Origin of the sequence: Agromyces zhanjiangensis (assembly GCF_040496055.1) — a bacterium.
GTDB lineage: Bacteria > Actinomycetota > Actinomycetes > Actinomycetales > Microbacteriaceae > Agromyces > Agromyces zhanjiangensis.
This window is the reverse complement of the sequence record NZ_JBEPKB010000003.1, coordinates 220,708-243,688: the sequence shown is the minus strand read 5'-3', so window position 1 is coordinate 243,688 and position 22,981 is coordinate 220,708. Positions and strand designations below refer to the sequence as shown.

Annotated in this window: 20 protein-coding genes; 7 read left to right on the top strand and 13 right to left on the bottom strand. The window is 72.5% G+C overall.

Annotated features, from left to right (window positions below; genetic code table 11):
• Positions 1-58: 58 nt before the first annotated feature.
• Positions 59-3,256 (bottom strand): carbohydrate binding domain-containing protein, encoded by a 3,198-nt coding sequence (locus tag ABME02_RS07390; protein WP_353814629.1) that lies wholly within the window; start codon positions 3,254-3,256, stop codon positions 59-61.
• Positions 3,257-3,473: 217 nt separating this feature from the next.
• On the opposite strand from ABME02_RS07390, the gene ABME02_RS07385 reads away from it, so the two are divergent.
• The 3 genes from ABME02_RS07385 to ABME02_RS07375 all read left to right on the top strand — a co-directional run bounded on the left by ABME02_RS07385 (position 3,474) and on the right by ABME02_RS07375 (position 7,445).
• Entirely contained in the window at positions 3,474-4,289 is an 816-nt protein-coding gene (locus ABME02_RS07385; RefSeq protein WP_353814628.1) for a shikimate 5-dehydrogenase, read from the top strand.
• A 281-nt stretch (positions 4,290-4,570) separates the two neighbouring features.
• Complete coding sequence (gene purL, locus ABME02_RS07380; protein WP_436408244.1) at positions 4,571-6,925, top strand: phosphoribosylformylglycinamidine synthase subunit PurL; 2,355 nt, start codon at positions 4,571-4,573, stop codon at positions 6,923-6,925.
• 19 nt (positions 6,926-6,944) lie between these two features.
• Positions 6,945-7,445, top strand: coding sequence for an NUDIX hydrolase (locus tag ABME02_RS07375; RefSeq protein WP_353814627.1), 501 nt, complete (start codon positions 6,945-6,947; stop codon positions 7,443-7,445).
• 358 nt (positions 7,446-7,803) lie between these two features.
• Here the strand turns inward: ABME02_RS07375 and ABME02_RS07370 are convergent, their stop codons facing one another.
• From ABME02_RS07370 to ABME02_RS07325, 10 genes are all read right to left on the bottom strand, one after another.
• Entirely contained in the window at positions 7,804-8,352 is a 549-nt protein-coding gene (locus ABME02_RS07370) for a hypothetical protein (protein ID WP_353814626.1), read from the bottom strand.
• A gap of 119 nt (positions 8,353-8,471) precedes the next feature.
• A complete protein-coding gene (locus ABME02_RS07365; protein WP_353814625.1) occupies positions 8,472-8,891 on the bottom strand; it encodes a pilus assembly protein CpaE in 420 nt (139 codons plus the stop codon).
• A 33-nt stretch (positions 8,892-8,924) separates the two neighbouring features.
• Complete coding sequence (locus ABME02_RS07360) at positions 8,925-9,125, bottom strand: hypothetical protein (protein WP_353814624.1); 201 nt, start codon at positions 9,123-9,125, stop codon at positions 8,925-8,927.
• The gene (locus tag ABME02_RS07355; RefSeq protein WP_353814623.1) at positions 9,122-10,087 is read right to left on the bottom strand and encodes an SDR family NAD(P)-dependent oxidoreductase; all 966 of its coding nucleotides are present in this window, start codon (positions 10,085-10,087) and stop codon (positions 9,122-9,124) included. The genes ABME02_RS07360 and ABME02_RS07355 overlap by 4 nt, the downstream gene beginning before the upstream one ends.
• Positions 10,084-10,458, bottom strand: coding sequence for a chorismate mutase (locus ABME02_RS07350; RefSeq protein WP_353814622.1), 375 nt, complete (start codon positions 10,456-10,458; stop codon positions 10,084-10,086). Before ABME02_RS07350 ends, ABME02_RS07355 begins: the two co-directional genes overlap by 4 nt.
• Before the next feature lie 9 nt (positions 10,459-10,467).
• Positions 10,468-12,741, bottom strand: coding sequence for a heavy metal translocating P-type ATPase (locus tag ABME02_RS07345; protein ID WP_353814621.1), 2,274 nt, complete (start codon positions 12,739-12,741; stop codon positions 10,468-10,470).
• Complete coding sequence (locus ABME02_RS07340) at positions 12,738-13,616, bottom strand: DUF8832 domain-containing protein (protein ID WP_353814620.1); 879 nt, start codon at positions 13,614-13,616, stop codon at positions 12,738-12,740. Before ABME02_RS07340 ends, ABME02_RS07345 begins: the two co-directional genes overlap by 4 nt.
• Before the next feature lie 122 nt (positions 13,617-13,738).
• The gene (locus ABME02_RS07335) at positions 13,739-13,948 is read right to left on the bottom strand and encodes a heavy-metal-associated domain-containing protein (RefSeq protein ID WP_353814619.1); all 210 of its coding nucleotides are present in this window, start codon (positions 13,946-13,948) and stop codon (positions 13,739-13,741) included.
• Positions 13,949-14,026: 78 nt separating this feature from the next.
• Complete coding sequence (locus ABME02_RS07330) at positions 14,027-15,478, bottom strand: amidase (protein WP_353814618.1); 1,452 nt, start codon at positions 15,476-15,478, stop codon at positions 14,027-14,029.
• A 122-nt stretch (positions 15,479-15,600) separates the two neighbouring features.
• Complete coding sequence (locus ABME02_RS07325) at positions 15,601-16,593, bottom strand: DMT family transporter (RefSeq protein WP_353814617.1); 993 nt, start codon at positions 16,591-16,593, stop codon at positions 15,601-15,603.
• A gap of 167 nt (positions 16,594-16,760) precedes the next feature.
• On the opposite strand from ABME02_RS07325, the gene lpdA reads away from it, so the two are divergent.
• Positions 16,761-18,161: a dihydrolipoyl dehydrogenase gene (gene lpdA, locus ABME02_RS07320; RefSeq protein ID WP_353814616.1), complete on the top strand. Its 1,401-nt coding sequence runs from the start codon at positions 16,761-16,763 to the stop codon at positions 18,159-18,161.
• A 181-nt stretch (positions 18,162-18,342) separates the two neighbouring features.
• Complete coding sequence (locus ABME02_RS07315; RefSeq protein ID WP_353814615.1) at positions 18,343-18,537, top strand: hypothetical protein; 195 nt, start codon at positions 18,343-18,345, stop codon at positions 18,535-18,537.
• A gap of 282 nt (positions 18,538-18,819) precedes the next feature.
• Here the strand turns inward: ABME02_RS07315 and ABME02_RS07310 are convergent, their stop codons facing one another.
• Together ABME02_RS07310 and ABME02_RS07305 are read right to left on the bottom strand one after the other, a co-directional pair.
• Positions 18,820-20,433: a monocarboxylic acid transporter gene (locus ABME02_RS07310; protein WP_353814614.1), complete on the bottom strand. Its 1,614-nt coding sequence runs from the start codon at positions 20,431-20,433 to the stop codon at positions 18,820-18,822.
• Positions 20,433-20,801, bottom strand: coding sequence for a DUF485 domain-containing protein (locus ABME02_RS07305; RefSeq protein ID WP_353814613.1), 369 nt, complete (start codon positions 20,799-20,801; stop codon positions 20,433-20,435). Before ABME02_RS07305 ends, ABME02_RS07310 begins: the two co-directional genes overlap by 1 nt.
• A 180-nt stretch (positions 20,802-20,981) precedes the next feature.
• On the opposite strand from ABME02_RS07305, the gene ABME02_RS07300 reads away from it, so the two are divergent.
• Together ABME02_RS07300 and ABME02_RS07295 are read left to right on the top strand one after the other, a co-directional pair.
• The gene (locus ABME02_RS07300; RefSeq protein WP_353814612.1) at positions 20,982-22,214 is read left to right on the top strand and encodes a sensor histidine kinase; all 1,233 of its coding nucleotides are present in this window, start codon (positions 20,982-20,984) and stop codon (positions 22,212-22,214) included.
• A complete protein-coding gene (locus ABME02_RS07295; RefSeq protein WP_353814611.1) occupies positions 22,211-22,948 on the top strand; it encodes a LytR/AlgR family response regulator transcription factor in 738 nt (245 codons plus the stop codon). Before ABME02_RS07300 ends, ABME02_RS07295 begins: the two co-directional genes overlap by 4 nt.
• Positions 22,949-22,981 lie beyond the last annotated feature (33 nt).

Below are 22,981 nucleotides of genomic sequence, written 5' to 3'. Positions count from 1 at the left end.
GGCGGGGCGGATGCCGCGGCATCCGCCCCGCCCTCGTGCGCGGGCTACGTCGCCCGGGTCACTCGACCGTCACGCGGTCGATCGAGTGCGTGCCCTTGCCCGAGAACGTGAGGGAGTACCCCTGCACGTCCGTGAGCGTGAGCCCGTCGTCGGGCGCACCCGCCGGCTGCTCGTCGGCCCGCTTGAAGGCGTCGAACGGGATCGTCACCTCGTGCCATCCGACCGTGCGGTCGACGATGCCCGCCGTGAACCGCTCGGCCGTGTCGGGCGCCTGGTAGACGCGGAGGTAGTCCACCGTGAGCGACTGCGGGAACTCGAGGTCGTCGCCGAGGGCGCCGCCGAAGTTGCCGCCGACCGCGATGTTGGTGATGAGCGAGAACGGGTGGTCGAAGACCCACTCGTTCGGCGAGACATCCGCCGGCACGGCCTCGTGGTACTCGATGCCGTCGACCGACCAGACGATCTCCTCCGGGGTCCACTCGACGGCGAACTCGTGCCAGCCCTCGGGCACCGGCTGACCGAAGTCGTAGATGCCGCCGTACGACTGGCCGCCCGAGTAGCCGGGGCCGTGGATGGTGCCGAAGATCTCGTTCGGCAGGCGACCGACGTACTCCATGATGTCGATCTCGCCGGTCTGCGGCCAGCCGACCTCGCGGAAGTCGGTGCCGAGCGACCAGACCGCCGGCCAGATGCCGCTGCCCTCGGGCAGCTGCACGCGCGACTCGATGCGGCCGTACTCGAACTCCTGCTTCTGCTCGGTGATCAGGCGAGCCGACGTGTACTCGCACGGGCCGTACCAGCACTCGAGGCCTTCCGCCTCGCCGTCGACCTCGCGGGCCGTGATGACGAGGTTGCCGTCGCCGTCGAGCGCCGCGTTGTCGGTGCTGTCGGTGTAGTACTGCAGCTCGTCGTTGCCCCAGCCCCAGCCGCCGGTCTCGTAGGTCCAGTTCTCGGGGTTCGCCGGCGCGCCGGCGGGTCCGTCGAACTCGTCGCTCCATGCCAGCTCCCACGTGTCCGGGCCGCCGTCGGGCGCCGGGTCGTCCTGGATGCCGACCGTGATGCGGGTCGGCGTCCCGGTGCCGTTCACCATGAGGCTGATGCCGTCGGCGTCCGACCAGTCCTGGCCGCCGGCGAACTCGCGCGTCATCGTCGCGGTGCCCGTGTGCGCGAAGTCGGCGACGCCCTCGTAGGCGGCCTGGCCGTCGTAGGCGTCGGCGTCGCCCACCGCGATCTCGCGCGTCGTGAGCTCGGCGGTGCCGGTGACGTCGTACAGCCACGGCGCCGTCTCGAAGTCCTCGACGAGCGAGGCGTCGATCGGGTCGTCGTCCTGGATGCTGACGGTGGCGGTCCGCACGAAGCCGAACTCGGCGCCCTGCGGGTTCGAGAGCCGCACGATGAACGTCTCGTCGACCTCGTGCTTGCCGTCCTCGATGGTCGGCAGCTCGATGGTCGCCTCGCGCTCGCCCGCCGGGATCGTGACCTGCCCGCTCGCGGGGGTGAAGTCGCGGTCGGCGGTCGCCGAGAGGTCCTCGGTCGCGGTGCGCGCCTCGGTGGCCTCCGACGCCCAGTCGACGGTCACGTCGGTCTCGGCCACGCGGTTCAGGCGGATGACGCCGGTGACCGCGTCGCCCTCGTCGACCTCGTAGCCCGAACGGTCGAACCCGACCGCGAGCGCCGGCGGCTCGGCCTCGCCGTAGACGAGCACGTCGTCGTACAGGAAGACCTGCGGCGTGGTCGTGCGCAGCGATCCGAACGCGTAGCCGTGCATGTCGGTGAGTGTCAGCCCGTCGTTCGGCGCGCCGTTGCCGATGTTCTTGCGCGAGAACTCGTCGAAGTCGAAGGTGAGGAACTTCCAGCCGCGCCAGTCGTCGGAGAACGAGACGACGAAGCGCTCGGCGTCGTCGGTCGTCGAACCCGGGTTGCGGTTGTCGAGCAGGTCGAGGAACAGGTCGGTGCCGGAGCCGTTGCCGTGCATCCAGAACCCGATGCCCTCGTAGGTCGACCAGTCCTCGGTCGTCCACGCGTCGGCGGCCTCGTTCGTGAAGTTGCGCACGACGACGCCGAAGCTCGTCACGTCGAAGTCGGCGCGCAGCACGTCGTTGCCCTCGGGGGCTCCGGGCACCGGTGCCGGCGGGGTGTCCGTCCGCTCGAACGCCACGGTGCTGCTCGGGTCCTGCGCCTCGAACCAGCCGACGGGGATGCCGCCGGCGTCGCCGCGCACGAGCGGCGACTCGTGGTCGTCGACGATCGTCGTCCGGCCGCTCGGCGGGCCGACGACCTCGCCGTCGTCGTCGAGGATCGTGACCTCGAGCGCGGTGAGCGAGCCCAGCTGGGCGCCGGAGGGAGCGGCGAGCTCGAGCGTGAAGGTCTCGTCGCCCTCGTCGAGGTCGTCAGCGGTCGTCGCGACCTGGATGACGCGGCTGGTCTCGCCGGGCGCGAACTCGACGGTCGTGCTCGGGTCGGCGTAGTCGCCGTCGGCGAGCGTCGCGCTGCCGTCGACCGCGCTGAGCTCGACGGTCACGGGCGAGTCCGACGCGAGGTCGAGCCGAACCTCGACGTCGAACGCATCGCCCTCGATCGCGGATGCGGCGGCGGCCGAGAACGAGATCGACGGGGTGAGGTCGGAGTCGGAGTAGACGGCGATGTCGTCGACCCGGATCGTGTCGGCGCCGTTCACGGCGGGGATGGCGTAGCCCCAGAGCGTCGTGAGCCCGAGGCCGTCGTCAGGTGCGCCGCCGGGCTGGTAGTCGGTCGCGCGCGTGAAGGCCGACCAGGGCAGGCGCACCTCCTTCCAGCCGTCGGTGTCGTCGACGAGGTCGACGTCGAACCGCTCGGAGGCGTCGGCGTTCGGGCCGCCGTCGAACAGCTCGACCTGGTAGACGGCACCGTTGCCCGAGCCGTCGACCATGAGGGTCACGCCGTCGAAGGCGCTGACGTCGCGGGCGCCGGCGAAGGTCTGCCCGACGCCTCCGAACGAGCCGGGGGCGGTGACGTCCCAGCCGTACGAGACGACCTTCGTCGGGTCGGTCTGCCCCGGCTTGGCGTCGGCCGAGCCGGCGGCGATGTCGACGATGCCGAAGCCGGCCGCACCGTAGGAGAAGAACCCGTCCGGTGCACCGCCCTCGAAGTCGGCGAGGACGGAGATGCTGCCGGCCGCTGAGGCCGGGGCGGCTGCGGCGAGCGGCGCGACGACCACGGCCGCAGCCGCCACCGTCGCCGCCGCTCGCCGTGAGAGCGCTCTCTTCTTCGAGTCCATTCGTGCTCCATTGCAGTGTGTGAAGGGAACGACCGAGGTGGTCCCCGACAGGGTAGGCAGGCCCCGGCGGTTCCCGCAAGCCCCTTGCGGATACAGGGATCCACGACCCGGCTGTCCGGTTCCGCCCGCTCGGCCACGGGAAACCGTTCACCAGGGACCGAGTGAAGAGAGCGCTCTCACAACATATCCATGGCACGGCGACGAGGAGAATGGCGGCATGCCGATCCTCAACAAGGACATGCAGGTCTGCATCTCGCTCTCCGGTCGCCCGTCGAACCTCGGCACGCGCTTCCACAACTTCCTCTACGACGAGCTCGGCCTGAACTTCCTCTACAAGGCGTTCACGACCGACGACCTCGGGGGTGCGATCCGCGGCATGCGCGCACTCGGCTTCCGCGGCTGCTCGGTGTCGATGCCGTTCAAGGAGGCCGTGATCCCGCTGGTCGACGTGATGGAGGACTCGGCCGCGGCGATCGAGTCGGTGAACACGATCGTGAACGACGACGGCCGGCTCGCGGCATCCAACACCGACTACGAGGCGGTCGCCCAGCTCATCGCCGAGCACGGCCTCGACCCCGCGGCCCGCGTCGTCGTACGCGGGTCCGGCGGCATGGCGAAGGCCGTGGTCGCGGCGTTCCGCGGCGCCGGCTTCGGCGACCTCACCGTGCTCGCCCGCAACGCGGAGGCCGGACCGGTGCTCGCGGCGAAGTACGGCTACGCGTGGGTCGCCGACGAGCCGGAGGCATCCTTCGACGTCATCGTGAACGTCACGCCGCTCGGCATGCAGGGCGCGGATGCCGCGGCGCTCGCCTTCGGCGAACGGTTCATCGAACGCGCCTCGACGGTCTTCGACGTGGTGGCGTTCCCCGCCGAGACGCCGCTCATCGCGGCGGCCCGCGCCGCGGGCACCCCCGTGATCACGGGGGCCGAGGTCGTCGCACTCCAGGCCGCCCGCCAGTTCGAGCGGTACACGGGCGTCGCGCTCACGCGCGACCAGGTCGAGCGGGCCGCCGCGTTCTCGCGCGCCAAGTGATGCCCTCGAAGTGAGGTTTCTGCGCCAAAGTCGAGTTTCGAGGTCTGCTCCACCGCAAGAACCTCACTTCGGGCGGCCGGCAGCGCGAGCGGAGCAGGCGCGGCCGGCAGCGCGAGCGGAGCAGGCGCGGGCGGGGAGCGCGGGCGGGGAGCGCGGGCGGCGGGCGCGGATGCGGGTGCGGGCACGCGCGCTGCTCACGTGAGCGCGACGGGTAGACTCGGGGGGTCCGGCATCCGCCCGCGGCATCCGTCTCGCCGCCGTTTCCAGGAGCTCGCCACACCGTGACTGACGCACCCGCCACGACCGCTGCCCACGACGGGGCCGCGGCCCGCACGACGCCGGTGCTCGACACCGTCGAGGTCGCGAAGGCGACGCCCGAGAAGGAGCAGCCGTACGCGGCGCTCGGGGTCAAGCCCGACGAGTACGAGCGGATCCGCAACATCCTCGGCCGTCGCCCCACGAGCGCCGAGCTCGCCATGTACTCCGTGATGTGGAGCGAGCACGCCTCCTACAAGTCGAGCAAGGTGCACCTGCGCCAGTTCGGCAAGAAGGTCACGCCCGAGATGAAGCAGCACCTCATGGTGGGCATCGGCGAGAACGCCGGCGTGCTCGACATCGGCGAGGGCTGGGCGGTCACGTTCAAGATCGAGTCGCACAACCACCCGAGCTTCATCGAGCCGTTCCAGGGCGCCGCGACCGGCGTCGGCGGCATCGTGCGCGACATCATCTCGATGGGCGCCCGCCCGGTCGCCGTCATGGACGCACTGCGCTTCGGCCGCATCGACGACCCCGACACCGCGCGAGTCGTGCACGGCGTCGTCGCCGGCATCAGCTTCTACGGCAACTGCCTCGGGCTGCCGAACATCGGCGGCGAGACGTGGTTCGACCCGGTGTACCAGAAGAACCCGCTCGTGAACGCCCTCGCCGTGGGCGTGCTGCGGCACGAGGACCTGCACCTCGCGAACGCCAAGGGCGTCGGCAACAAGGTCGTGCTCTTCGGCGCCCGCACGGGCGGCGACGGCATCGGCGGCACGTCGATCCTCGCGTCCGACACGTTCGCCGAGGGCGGCCCGACCAAGCGCCCCGCAGTGCAGGTCGGCGACCCGTTCGCCGAGAAGGTGCTCATCGAGTGCTGCCTCGAGCTCTTCGCGGGCGACCTCGTCGAGGGCATCCAGGACCTCGGTGCGGCCGGCATCTCGTGCGCGACCAGCGAGCTCGCGGCGAACGGCGACGGCGGCATGGCGATCGTGCTCGACGACGTGCTGCTGCGCGACCCCTCGCTCACGCCCGAGGAGATCCTCATGAGCGAGAGCCAGGAGCGCATGATGGCGATCGTGAAGCCCGAGAAGCTCGCCGGCTTCATGGAGGTCGTGCAGAAGTGGGACGTCGAGACGAGCGTGCTCGGCGAGGTGACCGACTCCGGACGCCTCTCGATCACCTGGCGCGGCCAGGAGATCGTGAACGTCGACCCGCGCACGGTCGCGGTCGACGGGCCCGTCTACGAGCGGCCGATGACCGTCCCGTCGTACCTGGAGGCCCTGCAGGCCGATACGGCCGCGTCGCTCGCCCGCCCCGCCGACGACGCCGGCGACGAGCTGCGCGCCCAGTTCCTGCAGCTCGTGGGCTCGGCGAACCAGGCGGATGCCGCGTGGATCACGAACCAGTACGACCACTACGTGCTCGGCAACACCGCGCTCGCCGCGCCCGACGACGCGGGCATGATCCGCGTCGACGAGGAGTCGGGGCTCGGCGTCTCGGTCGCCACCGACGCGAATGGGCGCTACTGCCAGCTCGACCCGCGCCGCGGCGCGCAGCTCGCGCTCGCCGAGGCGTACCGCAACGTCGCCGTGACCGGCGCGACCCCGATGGGCATCTCGGACTGCCTGAACTTCGGCAGCCCCGAGAACCCCGAGGTCATGTGGCAGTTCGCCGAGGCGGTCACGGGCCTCGCCGACGGATGCCTCGAGCTCGGCATCCCCGTCACGGGCGGCAACGTCAGCTTCTACAACCAGACCGGCGACGTGCCGATCCACCCGACGCCCGTCGTCGCGGTGCTCGGCGTGATCGACGACGTCGCACGCCGCATCCCGTCGGGCTGGCAGGACGAGGGCCACAACATCTACCTGCTCGGCGAGACCTACGCCGAGCTCGACGGCTCCGCGTGGGCCGGCGTCGTGCACGACCACCTCGGCGGCATTCCCCCGTTCGTCGACCTCGGTCGCGAGAAGCAGCTCGCCGAGCTGCTCCGGGCGGCGGCGGTCGAAGGCCTGATCGACTCGGCGCACGACCTCTCCGACGGCGGGCTCGCGATCGCGCTGGCCGAGGGCGTCGCCCGCTTCGGCGTGGGCGCTCGCGTGTTCCTCGGCGAGGTCGCGGAGGACGCCGGCATCGACCTCGCGACGGCGCTCTTCTCCGAGTCGTCGGGTCGCGTCATCGTGACCGTGCCGCGCGAGGACGACGTGAAGTTCCGCGGCCTCTGCGAGGGTCGCGGCTACCCGGTGCGCCGCATCGGCGTGACGGATGCCGCGTCGGGCTCGCTCGAGGTGCAGGGCGCGTTCACGGTGTCGATCGACGAGCTCCGCGGTGTCAACCGCGCCCCGCTCGCCGACGCGTTCGGCCCCGTCGTCGGGTACTGAGCGGGCGGATCGGCGGCCGATGTCGGACGAGCCGCGGCAGTCGTACCCGGCGGCGTACGCCGCCGAGCACGGCACGTTCGCGCTGATCCCCGCGGCCTACGTGTTCCTCGTCGACGGCGAGCGCGTGCTCCTGCAGATGCGAGCGGGCACCGGCTACTACGACGGGTGGTGGGCCGCGTCGGCGGCCGGGCACGTCGATCCGGGCGAGACGCTCATGGCCGGCGCGGTGCGCGAGACGCTCGAGGAGATCGGGGTCGAGGTCGCCGAGTCCGACCTCGAGCCGATCACCGCGATGCACCGCACCGCACCCACCGGGCTGCCGATCGACCAGCGGCTCGACGTGTTCTTCGAAGCCCGCCGCTGGCGCGGCGAGCCGGTGCTCGCGGAGCCCGACAAGGCGAGTGCGCTCGAGTGGTTCGCGCTCGACGACCTGCCCGAGCGGCTGGTGCACCACGAGCGGTTCGCGCTCGAGGGATGGCGCGACGGCGGCCTGCCGGCCGTCACGGCGTTCGGGTTCTGATGGAGGCTGTGGTCTTCGCCCTCGCCGCGCTGTTCGGCGCGGCGCTCGTGGTCGGCATGACGGTGCGCGCCATCCGGGCGCCCCGGGGACGACGCGCCCACGCGGCGTTCGGCCCGCTCATGAGCGCCGGCGAGACCTACCAGGAACTGCACACCGGGCAGCGCGGACTGCAGGACTCGGTCATCGAGTCGATCGCCGAGCAGGAGCAGCGCCCGAGCCGGACGGACGCCCCGCCCACCGAGTCCGACCCGGGAGCCCGGCCGGCCCGACCCACGCCCGCCGAGATGCCACCTCCGGTCGTGAAGCGGGCGGGATTCCCTCGGCAGGCGGCAACTCGACGCATAGCGGGGAGGCCGGGTCACGCGCCCTGCGGAGGATGCGCGAGCAGGTCGACCCGCTCGGCGAGGTAGGACCCGAGCGGCAGCACCGCGTCGGCGGATGCCGGATTCCAGCGGACGCCGACGACGGCCGCGCCGTCGACGCCCGCGGTGAGCACGAGCGGGCCGGCGTCGGCGAGCGCGAGCACGTCGGCGTCGAGGTCGAGCGGTACGGCGTCGAACACCACGCTCGCCCCCTCGGCGATCCCGCCGCGGATCGCGGCCGCGCGGTACGCCCGCTGCTCGGCGACGGACTCGGCGAGCACGCTCCTGCGCACCGCGCGCTCGGCTCGCACGACGCGTCCGGTCGAGTAGAGCCGCCCGTCTGCGTCGAGCAGCAGCACGCCCAGCCGCCAGACCGGCCCGATCACCCGCATGCGCGGCGCCCGCGGAATGCCGAGCACACGTCGGCCAGGGACGAACTCCGCGAGCGTCTCGGTCCGCGCGGCCGCCTCGCGCAGCGCGAGCACCGCCCGCCCGACGGCGTCACGCGCCTGCTCGATCGCGCCCGCGGCATCCGCTTCGCCCATGTGTCCGAGCCTACGCAGGCGCGTCCCCGCAGCGCCCGGCGGGCGTGCACGAACCCGTCGACCGGGCCCGAACGCGCATCGGGTGGGCTCGGACCCCGGCCGGCGGGGACGCGTGCGGCTCAGCGCGTGCGCTCGATCAGCGCGAGGAGCGCCATGCCGTAGGCCTCGGCGGCGTCGGGGTGCTCGAACGCGAGCGGCTCGCCCGAGACCTCGATCGACACCTCGAACGCGTCGGACAGTCGGCGCAGGCTCCGGAACGTGGCGCGGAGCAGGTCGCGCAGCTGGTCCTCGCGAGGCAGCCAGACCGCGTCGGCCAGCGCGACGGAGTCGAGCGCCCACTCGGTCGTCCCGTTGAAGGCGAGGATCGTGCCCGTCGGGTAGCGACGCGTCTCGATCGTCATCTCGCTCACGGTGAACGTGTCGGCCTCGACCTCGGCCTCGACGTCGCTCGGCAGGTCGAGTTGGAACCGGTCGCCGGAGTCGGGATGCCAGACCAGGCCGGCGTCGCGCAACTGCAGGGCGAGGTCGCGGCTGATCATGCGGACACGTTACGCGCTCGGGTCGGGCGGAACCTACTCGCGCCGCTTCCGGATACGGGCCGGCCCGAGCCCCGCACCGAGCCCGACGACGATGATCCCGGCGAAGAGGAAGCCGTATCGCCCGCTGAGGACCCCGAACAGGCCGAGCACGACGCCGATCACGACGACCACGCGGGCGATGCGCAGCCGGACTCCCGGCTGCGACCACCAGCGCGAGACCATCCCCCGGATCACGAGCCCGCTCCGACGTCGAAGGCGCGGCCGACGGCATCCTCGGCGAACGCCCAGACCTTGGCGCCGATGCGGGCGTCGCGGCTCGTGCGGGTCGGGGTGGCGAGCCGGGGCGCGCCCTTGACCATCCACTTCGGGCCCCAGAACTGGCCGCCCTCCACGTCGTCGGCGGTGAGCGCGTGCACGATCGCCTCCGCACCCCGATGCTTGCCCTGGGCCCACACCGCCTGCAGGGCGTCGGCGAACCGGTCGGCGGTCGGCGGCTGGTTCACGCCGGGCACGCGCGGCGTGCGCCCCGAGATCGAGTAGCCCGGGTGGGCGACGATGCTGTGCACGCGGGGTGTGACGGATGCCGCGCCGACCGCCTCCGCCGCATCCGTCGCCGCGCGGCGCAGCCGCCGGTCGAGCTCGAACGCGAGCGCGGCGCCCGCGATCTTCGACTGCGCGTACGCGCGCCACGAGTCGTACGACCGGGTCGACTGCAGGTCGTCGACGCGGAACGTCGACAGCCTCGTCGAGAGCGAACTGACCGTGACGACGCGCGCGCCCCGCGAGAGGTGGGGGACGACCTCGGCGAGCAGCGCGAAGTGGCCGAGGACGTTCGTCGCGAGCACCAGTTCGTCGCCGTCGACCGACTCCTGCCGACGCGTCGGGGTGTGCACCATGCCGGCGTTCAGGACCACCGCGTCGAGCGGCGCGCGATCGAGCAGCCGGTCGGCACCCGCGCGCACGGACTGGAGCGATGACGTGTCGATCACGAGCGTGTCGAGGGACGCACCCGGGATCCGCCCGCGGATCGCTGCGACCGCCGCGGCGAGCCGCTCGGGGCTGCGCCCCGAGAGCGTGACGTGCGCGCCGGCCCGAGCCAGGCGTGCGGAGGTGAAGAACCCGAGCCCGGCGTTCGCACCCGTGACGAGCACCTGCCGCCCGGCCTGCGGCGGCACCCGCGTCGGGTACCAGTTCACGCGCGGTCCGACCCGGAGCCGTCGGCGATCTCCTCGTGGTGGCGGATCACCTCGGCGACGACGAAGTTGAACCACTTCTCGGCGAACGCGGGGTCGAGGTGGGCGTCCTCCGCGAGCGAGCGGAGCCGCTCGATCTGCCGCTTCTCGCGGTCGGGATCGCTCGGCGGGAGGCCGTGCTCGGCCTTCAGGCGGCCGACCTGCTGCGTGAACTTGAACCGCTCCGCGAGCAGGTGGATGAGCGCCGCGTCGATGTTGTCGATGCTCGAACGGATGCCGAGCAGCATGCTGATCGCAGCGTCGCGTTCGTCGACCGCGCCGTCGCCCCGGGTCTGGCTGGGGTCGGCGGCGCGGTCGGGAGTCTCGGCGGTCATGCTTCGACCCTAGGCGGTCGGGACCGCCGATCGGAACGCGCGGAGGCGCAGGCTGTTGCCGACGACGAACACGCTCGAGAACGCCATCGCCGCACCCGCGAGCATCGGGTTGAGGAGTCCGAGCGCCGCGAGCGGGATCGCGGCCACGTTGTACGCGAACGCCCAGAACAGGTTCCCCCGGATCACCCCGAGCGTGCGCCGCGACAGCCGGATGGCGGCGACGGCGGCGAGCAGGTCGCCGCGCACGAGCGTCAGGTCGGCGGCCTCGATCGCGACGTCGCTGCCCGTGCCCATCGCGATGCCGAGGTCGGCCTGCGCGAGCGCCGCGGCGTCGTTCACGCCGTCGCCGACCATCGCGACCACGCGACCCTCGCCCTGCAGGCGCGCGACCACCGACGCCTTGTCGGCCGGCAGCACCTCGGCGACGACGCGCTCGATGCCGACCTCGGCGGCGACCTGCCGCGCGACGGCCTGGTTGTCGCCCGTGAGCAGGATCGGTTCGAGGCCGAGCTTCCGCAGCCGCGCGATCGCATCGGCGCTCGTCGGCTTCACGGCGTCGGCCACGGTGAGCGCGCCGCGCACGTGACCGTCCCAGGCGACGACGACGGCCGTGCGGCCCTCGGCCTCGACGACGGCGACGGATGCCGCGACCCGCGCGTCGGGCTCGACCGCCCACTCGGCGAGCAGTGCGGGCCGGCCGACGAGCACGAGGTGCCCGTCGACGACGCCGTGCACGCCGAGCCCCGGATCGTTCTCGAACGACTCGGGCGTCGGCAGGGCGCCGACGCGCGCCGCCGCGCCATCCGCGATCGCCTTCGCGACGGGGTGCTCGGAGGCGTTCTCGAGCGCGCCCGCGAGGCGCAGCAGGTCGGCCTCGTCGACGCCGTCGGCCGCGTGCACGCTCGCGAGCGACATCCGCCCGCTCGTCACGGTGCCGGTCTTGTCGAGCACGACGGTGTCGACTCGACGGGTCGATTCCAACACCTCCGGGCCCTTGATGAGCACGCCGAGCTGGGCGCCGCGCCCGGTGCCGACGAGCAGTGCCGTCGGGGTCGCGAGGCCGAGCGCGCATGGGCAGGCGATGATGAGGACCGCGACGGCCGCGGTGAGCGCCGCGGCGGGCGGGAACCCGATGGCGAGCCACGTGCCGAGCGTCGCGACCGCGATGAGGATCACGATCGGCACGAACACGCCCGCGACGCGGTCGGCGAGCCGCTGCACCTGCGCCTTGCCTGCCTGGGCGTCCTCGACGAGTCTCGCCATCTGCGCGAGTCGCGTGTCGGCCCCGACGCGGGTGGCGCGGACGACGAGGCGTCCGCCCGCGATCACGGTGGCGCCGATGACGGCATCGCCGACCTCGACCTCGACCGGCACCGACTCGCCGGTCACGAGCGACGCATCGATGGCGCTGCGACCCTCGATCACGACGCCGTCGGTCGCGATCTTCTCGCCGGGGCGGACGACGAAGGCGTCGCCGACCGCGAGTCGCTCGACGGGGATTCGCGCCTCGACGCCGTCGCGGAGGACCGCGACGTCCTTCGCTCCGAGCTCGAGCAGGGCGCGGAGCGCCGCGCCGGCGGCGCGCTTGGATCGCTTCTCGAGGTACCGGCCGAGCAGCACGAACATCGTCACGCCCGCGGCGACCTCGAGGTAGAGGTTCGACGCGCCGTCGCTCGGGGCGACCGTGACCTCGAAGCCGTGGACCATGCCCGGCATGCCCGCGGTGCCGAGGAAGAGCGCGTAGAGCGACCAGAGGAACGCCGCCGTCACGCCGATGGAGACGAGCGTGTCCATGGTCGCGGCGCCGTGCCGCAGGTTGACGAGCGCCGCGCGGTGGAACGGCCAGGCCGCCCACGTCACGACGGGCGCCGCGAGCGCGAGCGAGGCCCACTGCCAGTACGTGAACTGCAGGGCCGGGACCATCGCGAGGAGGATCACAGGCACCGAGAGCACGACGGAGGCGACGAGGCGCCGGCGGAGCGATCGGAGCTCGGAGTCGGCGCGGGTCTCGGCGGGGCCGGCGGCGTCACCGGCCGGAGCCGGAGGCGGCGGGAGTTCGGCGCGGTAGCCCGCCGCCTCGACCGTCGCGATGAGCTCGGCCGTATCCACACCGTCGGGCACCGCGACGCGGGCCTTCTCGGTCGCGTAGTTCACCGTCGCGGTGACGCCGTCGAGCCGGTTGAGCTTCTTCTCGATGCGCATCGCGCACGAGGCGCAGGTCATACCGGCGATCTCGAGTTCCACGACCTGCCGGTCGGCGGATCCGGTTTCGAGGTCCGTCACGGGTGACCCCCACCGCGCGCGCCGGCGCCGTGCGCAGCGTGGCCGTGCGCGCCGGCGCCCTGCGCGGCGCGGCCCGTGGCCTCCGTCGCCTGTTCGCCCGCCGGCCCCGTCGCCGTGACGACGAACGGGATCGACCGCACGACCCCGCCCTCCTGCACGTCGAGGTAGAGCAGGTAGCGGCCGGCCGTCGGCGCGATCGCCATGAACACGATCTCGGGCCCGGGCTCGGTCACGCCGTCGCCCGGCTCGCCCAGGGGGTGCACGTGCAGGTAGGCGAGGTCGCCCTGCCGGAGCGCGATGAGGTGCCCGTACGCGCCGAGGTACGGCTCGAGCGCGGTCACGGGTTCGCCGTCGCGCGTGACGGTGAAGACGAGCTCGCTCACCCTGCCGGCGACGAGCGCTCCCACGACCTCGACGGCGAGGCCGGCGACGGTCGACGTCCTGACGTCGGCGACGCGCGGTTCGGGGCGGAACTCGCCCGCCACCTCGATCGTGCTCGTCAGCGTGATCGCCTCGCCGAGCTCGGATGGCGTGACGTCGGCGAACACGCGGTGGGTGCCAGCAGCGTCGAACGCGAACGGGATGCGCCACGTGCCGTCGTCGTCGAGCTCGGGGTGGACGTGCCGGAAGTGCGCGCCGTCGGTCCGCACCACGATGAGGTGGAGCGGTCGGTCGTGCGAGATCTCGACCGCGGTGACGGCAGCCCCTGAGGCATCCGTCAGGGTGAAGGAGATCTCGCCCGCCTCGCCGGCGCGGGCGGGCGCGGCGAGATCGGAGAGCGTGATGCCCCGGTGCGAGACCGCGAGGCCGCGCAGGTCGTCGGCTGATGCCTCGGCGGCGGCGTGGCCGCCGCGTCCGGTGTGCTGGTGATCCATCGGATCCTCCTCGTTCGAGGTCCAGGCGGCCGACGCATCGGCCGGAGTTCGGTGGTGCGACGGCGGAGGGGCCGCCGTCGCGCTCGCCGCGGTCCGCGCAGGTCGGACGGGCGTGCGAGTGCTCAGACGCGCACGGCCGAGTAGCCGGCCTCCTCGACCGCGGCGATCACGCCGGCGTCGTCGAGGTCGGCCGGGGCCGAGAGGGTCAGGGTGCCGGCGCCGGCCGAGACCCGGATGCCGGTCACGCCGACCACCTGCTCGACCTCTTCGCGCACCGACAGCTCGCAGTGCCCGCACGTCATTCCGGTCACCTGGTACTCGCGCTCGATCATCGGGTTCTCCTCATCTGGATCGGATCGTGTTCGAAGATACCCCGATGGGGTACCTATGCCAAGTCGAACGTGATACCCCTAGGCGGTATTCCGACCCGATTGCGGTGGCGCGTCCGGGATGGACGGCACCGCCGCATCCGCGGGACGCTCGCGCTCCCACCACGCGGCCAGCGCGAGCACGCGGAGGTCCGCGAAACGCGCACCCGCGACCTGCAGCGCGATCGCACGCCCGTCCGTCGTCGTCCCGGCGTTGATGCTCACGGCCGGCTGGCCCGACATGTTGTACGGGAGCGTGAACGCGATGTGCGCCATCCCGAGGTCCTCCTCACCCCACGGCATCGGCCGCTCGGCGGGGAACGCGGCCATGGGCGCGACCGGCGAGAGCACCGCGTCGAACGGCGCCGTCGCGAGCACCGTGCGGTGCCGGAGCACCCCGATGTCGTCGTAGGCGGCGAGCGCACCGACACCGGAGACCTCCGCGCCGGGAGCGACCCACCGGGCGATGTACGGCAGCACCCGTTCGCGCGCCTCCGGCGGGAGCTCGTCATAGGTGCGCCGGAACCGCACCCGCCAGAACCGGTCGACCTGCCCGAGCAGCCCGTCGTCGAGGAAGGGCGCGACCTCGACGACCTCGGCCCCGGCCGCGGCGAACCGCTCCGCCGCCGACCGGACCGCGGCGGCGATCTCGGGCTCGACGGGCAGCCCGGCCCCGGCGTCGGTGTGCACGGCGATGCGGAGCCCGCGCACGTCGAGCCCTGGATCGGCCCAGTCGAGTTCCTCGTACGGCAGCGACGTGTGGTCGCGCACGTCGGGCCGCGTGACGACCGCCATCGCCGCGGCGAGGTCGGCGACGCGGCGCCCGATCGGTCCGGCGGCGCGCCCCAGGTATGGCGGATCGATCGGCACGCGACCAGCGCTCGGCTTCAGCCCGACGAGGCCGAGCCACGCCGCGGGGAATCGGACCGACCCGCCGATGTCGGTGCCCATGTGGATCGGCCCGATGCCCGCCGCGGCGACGGCGCCGGCCCCCGCGCTCGACCCGCCGACCGTGAGCGTCGGGTCGAGCGGGCTCCGCGTGATGCCGTGCAGGCTCGAGACACCCGACGAGAGCATGCCCCAGTCGGGCATCGTCGTCGACCCCAGAATGACGGCGCCCGCCTCGCGGAGCCGGGCCACGATCGGCGAGTCTGCGTCGGGCACGACCGGCGCGGATGCCGCGGACCCCGACCGCGCCGGGACGCCGGCGCGCAGCATGTTCTCCTTCACCGTCACGGGCACGCCGTCGAGCGGGCCGAGCGGGGAACCGCGCCGGTGGCGCTCGGCGCTGGCTGCGGCATCCGCTCGCACCAGGCTCGGATCGTGGTCGGAGAACGCGTTCACGACCGGCTCGAAGCGCGCGATGCGGGCGAGCGCATCCTCGGCGACCTCGACGGGCGTCGTCACCCCCGCGCGGAACGCCGCGGCGAGGCCCGCCGCGGAGGCGGTCGCATCGGCGGCGGGGTCGGGGGCGGGCTGCGAGGCGCTCGTCACCTGCTCACCTCATCACATCGCGCCGCGGCTGCACAGGGTCCCGCCGATGATCGGCGGCGTCGCGGCACGATCGTCGTGCCGATGCACGCGAGCGGGCGTCGGCCGGCCGTCGCGAGCGTGCGTCAGCCGGCGGTCGCCGAATGGCGCGCGAACGGCATCCGCACCCGGCCCTGCGCCAGCAGGATGCCGAGCATGACGACGAGGGCGCCGACCGGCTCGTTCCACGACAGCGGCTCGCTGAGCACCAGCACGCCCAGCACGACGCCCACCACGGGCGTGACGTAGGTGACGGTCGACGCGTTCGTCGGGCCCCAGTCGCGGATGACGCCGATGTTCCAGACGTATGCGAGCCCCGTGCCGAGGATGCCGAGGATCGCGAGGCACACGATGATCGCGGCGTCGAGGCGCACCGGGCCGACCGCGAGCAGCGGTGTGAGGATCAGCATCACGGCGGCGCCCATGCCGACCTGCAGGAACGCGAACGTGGTCTGCGCGATCGGCCGGCCGCTCAGGAACTTGCGCGTGTAGCCGAACATGGCGCCGTAGCAGGCGGTCGCACCGAGGCACGCGAGCTGGCCCGCGAGGCTCCCCGCGAGCTCCGAGCGCCACGGCGCGATGATCACGACGACGCCCGCGATGCCGACGAGCACGCCCAGCCACCGCGACGCGTCGAGCCGCTCGACGCGGAACGCGAGCGTCGCGATGAGCGCCGTCATGATCGGCGTCGTCGCGTTGAGGATCGACGCGAGGCTCGAGGTCACGCTCTGCTGCGCCCACGAGAAGAGCAGGAAGGGGATGACGCAGCCGAGCACGCCGATCACGAGGAAATGCAGCCACACCACGGGCTGCCTCGGCAGCACGGGGCCGCCCTCGACGCGGGGCCGCGCCACCAGCACGACCAGGCCGAGCGTGAGGCCGCCGAGCACGGTGCGCGTCCACGCGACCTGGGTGAACGAGATTCCCGTGAGCGCGACCGCCATGAAGAGGAAGCTCGCACCCCACACGAGTCCCGCCGCGAGGAACTGGGCCCAGGTGCGAAGGCCGCCCGCACGCGGTGCGCGGTCGGTCGCGGACGGGGTGCCGGGGACGGTGCCGGTGGTGGTGCTCCTGCTCACCCGTTCACGGTACGACCGGCGACCGGCCTCCGCGAGGGCTGCCGGATGCGATGTCCGGAACCCGCCGAACGTTGGCAGGCAGGAGTCCGAGCGGGGCACCTGGCACCGTGCCCCCGGCTTGGGCCCGACCCGTGCCGATCGTGCGCGGCCCGCCTAGGCTTGGCGCCATGACCAGCCATTTCGACGTCATCGTCCTGGGCGCGGGTCCGGGCGGCTACGTGGCCGCCATCCGCGCCGCCCAGCTCGGCCGGAAGGTCGCCGTCATCGAGGAGAAGTACTGGGGCGGGGTCTGCCTCAACGTCGGCTGCATCCCCTCGAAGGCGCTGCTGCGCAACGCCGAGCTCGCGCACATCTTCCACGCGCAGGCCTCGACCTTCGGCATCTCGGGCGACGTGCACTTCGACTTCGGCGCGGCGTACGACCGCAGCCGCCAGGTGTCGGAGAAGCACGTCAAGGGCGTGCACTTCCTCATGAAGAAGAACGGCATCACCGAGTTCGACGGCCGCGGCTCGTTCACCGGCCCGAACGGCATCGACGTCGCCAAGGGCGACGGATCGGTCGAGTCGCTGACCTTCGACCACGCGATCATCGCGACGGGCTCGAGGGTGCGCCTCCTCCCGGGCGTCGAGCTCTCCGACAACGTGGTGACGTACGAGACCCAGATCCTCACGCGCGACCTGCCGCGCTCGATCGCCATCGTCGGCGCGGGTGCGATCGGCATGGAGTTCGCCTACATCCTGCGCAACTACGGCGTCGAGGTGACGGTCGTCGAGTTCCTCGACCGCGCGCTCCCGAACGAGGACGCCGAGGTCTCCAAGGAGATCACTCGGCAGTACCGCAACCTCGGCATCCCGATCCTGACCTCCACGAAGGTCGAGACGGTCACCGACCAGGGCACGCAGGTCACGGTGACCTACACGGGTGCCGACGGCCAGCCAGGCTCGCTCGTCGTCGACAGGGTGCTCATGGCGGTGGGCTTCGCACCGAACGTCGAGGGCTTCGGCCTCGACGCCACGGGCGTGCAGCTCACCGAGCACGGCGCCATCGCGATCGACGGGCGCATGCGCACCAACGTGCCGCACATCTACGCCATCGGCGACGCGACCGCGAAGCTCATGCTCGCGCACGTCGCCGAGGCGCAGGGCGTCGTCGCGGCCGAGACCATCGCCGACGCCGAGACGATGGAGCTCGGCGACTACCGGATGATGCCCCGCGCCACGTTCTGCTCGCCGCAGGTCGCCTCGTTCGGCCTCACCGAGCAGCAGGCGCGCGACGAGGGCTACGACGTGATCACCGCCAAGTTCCCGTTCACCGCGAACGGCAAGGCGAACGGCCTCGGCGACCCGGTCGGCTTCGTGAAGCTCGTGGCCGACAAGACCCACTACGAGCTGCTCGGCGGCCACCTCATCGGCCCCGACGCCTCGGAGCTGCTGCCCGAGCTCACGCTCGCGCAGAAGTGGGACCTCGGCGCGCTCGAGCTCGCCCGCAACGTGCACACCCACCCGACGCTCTCGGAGGCGCTCCAGGAGGCGTTCCACGGGCTCACGGGGCACATGATCAACATGTAGACGGAGGGCCGCGCGCCCTGCGGCAGCACGCTCGCGGCCGCGCGCTCGCACGTACGGGAGGAGTTTCCGGGCGACACGCCGCCCGAGCGGATGGCGCGGGCGGCGTGTCGCCCGGATCCTCCTCCCATACCGTGCTCGAGTGGGGATCGGGTGCCCCGCACCCCGTGGAAAGGACCGTCTGATGAACCTGCTCCTGATCGTCGTCGGCGCCGTGCTCGCCCTCGCGGGCACCGTCTGGACCCTCCAGGGCGTCGGGATCCTTCCCGGCTCGGTGATGTCCGGGGTCACGATGTGGGCCGTGATCGGCCCGATCATCGCGATCGGCGGGCTCGCGCTGCTCTGGGTCGGCTTCGCACGTCGTCGCCGCTCGCGCTGAGCGCCGCGGGCACCTGCTGCGCTCGCTCGGGAGGAACTTCCCGCCGACACGCCGACAACTCCGGGTGCAGAGCCCGCGTGGCACCGACCTCGGCGGCCGGCGGTCGGCGGCGGCCGGCGCCGGTGGCGTCGGCGCAGCGCAACGGGGGCGGATGCCGGGCGCTGGGCCCGAGGCATCCGCCCCCGTCGTGCCGGCGACGAGGTCGTGGGCAGGCGGTCCCACCCCGTCGCAGTCGTGTCCGGCGGCCGCCCGCACCCCATCCCGGAGCGGCCGCCGGAGTCTCTAGTGGCTCACCGCCTTCTCGGCGCCGAGCCCGGTGAGCGATCGGACCTCCATCTCGGCCTGCTTCTCCGCGCTCTCGACCGTCTTGTCGAACTTGCTCACGATCCATCCGAGGAGGAAGGCGAGCGGGATCGAGACGATGCCCGGGTTCGACAGCGGGAAGATCGCGAAGTCGATCGCCTCGGTCTTCAGCATCGACGTCTCGGAGCCCGAGACCACCGGCGAGAAGACGATGAGCACGATCGCCGAGATCAGGCCGCCGTACATGCTCCAGAGGGCGCCCTTGGTGGTGAACCCCTTCCAGAACAGCGAGTAGACGATCGTCGGCAGGTTCGCCGACGCGGCCACCGCGAACGCGAGCGCCACGAGGAACGCGACGTTCTGGCCGTTCGCCCCGATGCCGCCGATGATCGCGACGACGCCGATGATGACGACCGTGCGGCGCGCCACCTTCACCTCGGCGCCCGGCTCGGGCTTGCCCTTCTTCACGACCGACGCGTAGATGTCGTGCGCGAACGAGGCCGCCGCGGTGATCGTGAGGCCGGCGACGACCGCGAGGATCGTCGCGAACGCGATCGCGGAGATCAGGCCGAGGAGGACCGGACCGCCGAGCGCGAACGCGAGCAGCGGGGCCGCCGAGTTCGGGCCACCGGGAGCCGCCGCGATGACCGACGGGCCGACGAGGGCCGCCGCACCGTAGCCGAGGACGAGCGTGAACACGTAGAAGATGCCGATGAGCCAGATCGCCCAGACGACCGACTTGCGCGCCTCCTTCGCGGTCGGGACCGTGTAGAAGCGCATGAGCACGTGCGGGAGGGCCGCGGTGCCGAGCACCAGCGCGAGGCCGAGCGAGATGAAGTCGATCTTGCTGAGCTCCGAGACGCCGTACTTCAGGCCCGGGTCGAGGATCGCCGGGTTCTCCGCCACGGCCACCGCCTTGTCGAGGAGCGCCGAGAAGTCGAAGCCGTTGAGCGCGAGCACCCAGACCGTCATGACGCCGGCGCCCGCGATGAGCAGCACGGCCTTGATGATCTGGACCCAGGTGGTGCCCTTCATGCCGCCGACGAGCACGTAGAGGATCATGAGCGCGCCGACGACGGTGATGACGACGGCCTGGCCGACCTGGTCGCCCACGCCGAGCAGCAGCGACACGAGCCCGCCGGCGCCCGCCATCTGCGCGAGCAGGTAGAAGAAGCACACCACGAGGGTCGTCGTCGCCGCCGCGATTCGGACGGGCCGCTGCTTCAGGCGGAAGGAGAGCACGTCGGCCATCGTGAACTTGCCCGTGTTGCGGAGGAGCTCCGCGACGAGCAGGAGCGCGACGAGCCAGGCGACGAGGAAGCCGATCGAGTACAGGAATCCGTCGTACCCGTTCAGGGCGATCGCGCCGACGATGCCGAGGAACGATGCCGCCGAGAGGTAGTCGCCCGCGATGGCCGAGCCGTTCTGGCCGCCCGTGAACGAACGGCCTGCCGCGTAGTAGTCGGCCGCGGTCTTGTTGTTCCGGCTGGCGCGGAACACGATGACCATCGTCACCGCGACGAACGCACCGAAGATGCCGATGTTGAGCCAGGGGTTGCCGGGCGAGCTCGTCGCCGCTTCGAACGCGAACATCAGCGCACCGCCCCCTCGGTCTCGAAGTCACCGGACTCGATCTCGGTGCGGATCTTCTCGGACTGCGGGTCGAGCCGCTTGTTCGCGTAGTGGACGTACCACATCGTCACGGCGAAGGTGGTGACCACCTGCGCGAGGCCCAGGACCATCGCGACGTTCACGCTGCCGACGACGCGCGTCGACATGAAGTCGACCGCGTAGACGGCGAGGAGCACGTACGCGAAGTACCAGACGAGGCACGCCGAGAGGACGGGGAAGACGAAACTGCGGTGGGTCTTGCGGAGCTCCTGGAACTCCGCGGATTGCTGCACGGCGGGGTAGTCGACGTGACTCAGGTCGACATCCGCTCTCAGGGCCTCATTGCCCATGGCGTCTCTCCTTCGAGGGGGTGCGGCCGGGGCAGGCCCCGCGCCGCTGCGGTCGCAATGCGTCCATGCTGAACCTGCGGATACCGCGCCGGGGGGTCCGACCGCTCGTCGTCGGTGAACGGCGCCGACCGTGCGACGAACGGCGCGAGGCGGCGACGAACGACGGCTACAGTCACATGCATGCCCGAGTCGATGCTGCTCGCCACCGCTGCCGGCGTCGTCGCGGGCGCGCTCGCCGTGGGCGTCGTGGTGCTGCTGCGGCGCCTCGCGGTGCAGTCGAAGGACCTGGGCACCGACGCCGAGCGGGCCACCTACGAGACCCTCCACCTGGCGTCGCGGGCGGCGAAGCACCTGCGCGGCGACATGACCGAGACGGATGCCGCGCGCGCGGCGCGGCACCTCAAGGCGATGCTCGGCGCCGACACGCTCGCGCTCGTGATGACGGGCGGCCCCGTCGCGGTCGACGGCGACGAGACGCTCGTCTCCGCCGCGGAGCGGCTGGCCGAGGAGGCCGTCGGCACCGGGCGGCCGCAGGTCGATCGGCGGGTCCCGACCCCGTCGGGCGAGACGGATGCCGCGGCCGCGCCGATCCTCGCCGACGGCGTCCCCGTTGGCGCGGTCGTCGCCTTCGCGGGGCGGGTCCGCGCCGGGCTCGTGCGCGCGACGGGCGAGGTCGCCGAGTGGGTGGCCGCCCAGGTCGAGCTCGGCGAGCTCGACGCGTCGCGCGCGGCGCTCGCGGAGCTCGAGGTGCGCGCGCTGCGCGCGCAGATCAGCCCGCACTTCATCTACAACTCGCTGAACGCGATCGCGTCGTTCATCAACACCGACCCCGCGAAGGCCCGTGAGCTCGTGCTCGAGTTCGCCGACTTCACGCGCTACTCGTTCCGCCGCCACGGCGACTTCACGACCGTCGCCGAGGAACTGCGATCGATCGACTCCTACCTGAAGCTCGAGCGCGCGCGCTTCGGCGACCGCCTCCGGGTGACGCTGCAGGTCGCGCCCGAGGTGCTCTCGACCGTCATCCCGTTCCTGTCGATGCAGCCGCTCGTCGAGAACGCCGTGCGGCACGGCCTCGAGGCGAAGGAGGGCGGCGGGCGCATCACGATCACCGCGGAGGATCGCGGCGCGTTCGCCGAGATCACGGTGGAGGACGACGGCGTCGGCATCGACCCGGAGGTCGCCGCGCAGGTGCTCGCCGGGGGCACGCCGGGCGAGCACGTGGGCCTCCGCAACGTCGACGCGCGCCTGCGGCAGGTCTACGGCGACGAGCACGGCCTCGTCGTCGAGACGAACGTCGGCGCGGGCACGCTGGTGCGGATGCGCGTGCCGAAGTCGCAGCCCGGTCGCTCCGCGGCATCCGTCGACGCCCCGGCGGGCCGGCCCGCCGAGCCGGATGGGAGACTGGTGCCGTGATCTCGGTCCTCATCGCCGACGACGAGCAGCCCGCCGTGGACGAGCTCGCGTTCCTGCTCGGCCAGGACCCGCGGATCGGCACGATCCACCGCGCCACGTCCGGCGCGGAGGCGATCCGGATCCTCACGCGCGAGCCCGTCGACGCGGCGTTCCTCGATATCCACATGCCCGGCCTGTCGGGCTTCGACCTCGCGCGGGCCCTGCAGCGGTTCGAGCACAGGCCGGCGTTCGTCTTCGTCACCGCTGACGAGGAGGGCGCCCTCGAGGCCTTCGACCTGGCCGCCGTCGACTACCTGCTGAAGCCCGTCCGCACCGAGCGGCTGCACCGGTCGATCACCCGCGTCGTCGAGTCGATGGGGCAGGGGCAGGCGACGGATGCCGCGGCCGCACGCCACGAGATGATCGCCGTGACCCTCGGCGGCACGACCCGCATGATCCGTCGGGACGACGTGCGGTACGTGCAGGCGCAGGGCGACTACGCGCGACTGCACACCGACGAGGCGAGCTACCTCGTGCGCGTGCCCATGTCCGACCTCGAGCGGCAGTGGGCGGACGCGGGCTTCGTCCGCGTGCACCGGTCCTACCTCGTCGCGCTCCCCCACGTGACGCGGGTCCGGCTGGGCGGCGACCGTCCGACGATCGTGGTCGGGCAGGCCGAGCTGCCGGTGAGCCGGCGGCTGCTGCCGGGCCTCCGCGAACGACTCGAGGCGGCGACGCCGCGGGCGAGGCCGTGAGCGGGGGCGCGCCGGGCGGCGACGAGCACGGAC

What these genes read in the sequence shown, in the direction of transcription:
- ABME02_RS07370 (WP_353814626.1), bottom strand. Translation starts at nt 8,352, where the DNA reads ATGGGCGAAGCGGATGCCGCGGGCGCGATCGAGCAGGCGCGTGACGCC.
- ABME02_RS07385 (WP_353814628.1), top strand. Translation starts at nt 3,474, where the DNA reads ATGCCGATCCTCAACAAGGACATGCAGGTCTGCATCTCGCTCTCCGGT.
- ABME02_RS07300 (WP_353814612.1), top strand. Translation starts at nt 20,982, where the DNA reads ATGCCCGAGTCGATGCTGCTCGCCACCGCTGCCGGCGTCGTCGCGGGC.
- lpdA (WP_353814616.1), top strand. Translation starts at nt 16,761, where the DNA reads ATGACCAGCCATTTCGACGTCATCGTCCTGGGCGCGGGTCCGGGCGGC.
- ABME02_RS07315 (WP_353814615.1), top strand. Translation starts at nt 18,343, where the DNA reads ATGAACCTGCTCCTGATCGTCGTCGGCGCCGTGCTCGCCCTCGCGGGC.
- ABME02_RS07365 (WP_353814625.1), bottom strand. Translation starts at nt 8,891, where the DNA reads ATGATCAGCCGCGACCTCGCCCTGCAGTTGCGCGACGCCGGCCTGGTC.
- ABME02_RS07375 (WP_353814627.1), top strand. Translation starts at nt 6,945, where the DNA reads ATGTCGGACGAGCCGCGGCAGTCGTACCCGGCGGCGTACGCCGCCGAG.
- ABME02_RS07305 (WP_353814613.1), bottom strand. Translation starts at nt 20,801, where the DNA reads ATGGGCAATGAGGCCCTGAGAGCGGATGTCGACCTGAGTCACGTCGAC.
- ABME02_RS07390 (WP_353814629.1), bottom strand. Translation starts at nt 3,256, where the DNA reads ATGGACTCGAAGAAGAGAGCGCTCTCACGGCGAGCGGCGGCGACGGTG.
- ABME02_RS07335 (WP_353814619.1), bottom strand. Translation starts at nt 13,948, where the DNA reads ATGATCGAGCGCGAGTACCAGGTGACCGGAATGACGTGCGGGCACTGC.
- ABME02_RS07340 (WP_353814620.1), bottom strand. Translation starts at nt 13,616, where the DNA reads ATGGATCACCAGCACACCGGACGCGGCGGCCACGCCGCCGCCGAGGCA.
- ABME02_RS07350 (WP_353814622.1), bottom strand. Translation starts at nt 10,458, where the DNA reads ATGACCGCCGAGACTCCCGACCGCGCCGCCGACCCCAGCCAGACCCGG.
- ABME02_RS07310 (WP_353814614.1), bottom strand. Translation starts at nt 20,433, where the DNA reads ATGTTCGCGTTCGAAGCGGCGACGAGCTCGCCCGGCAACCCCTGGCTC.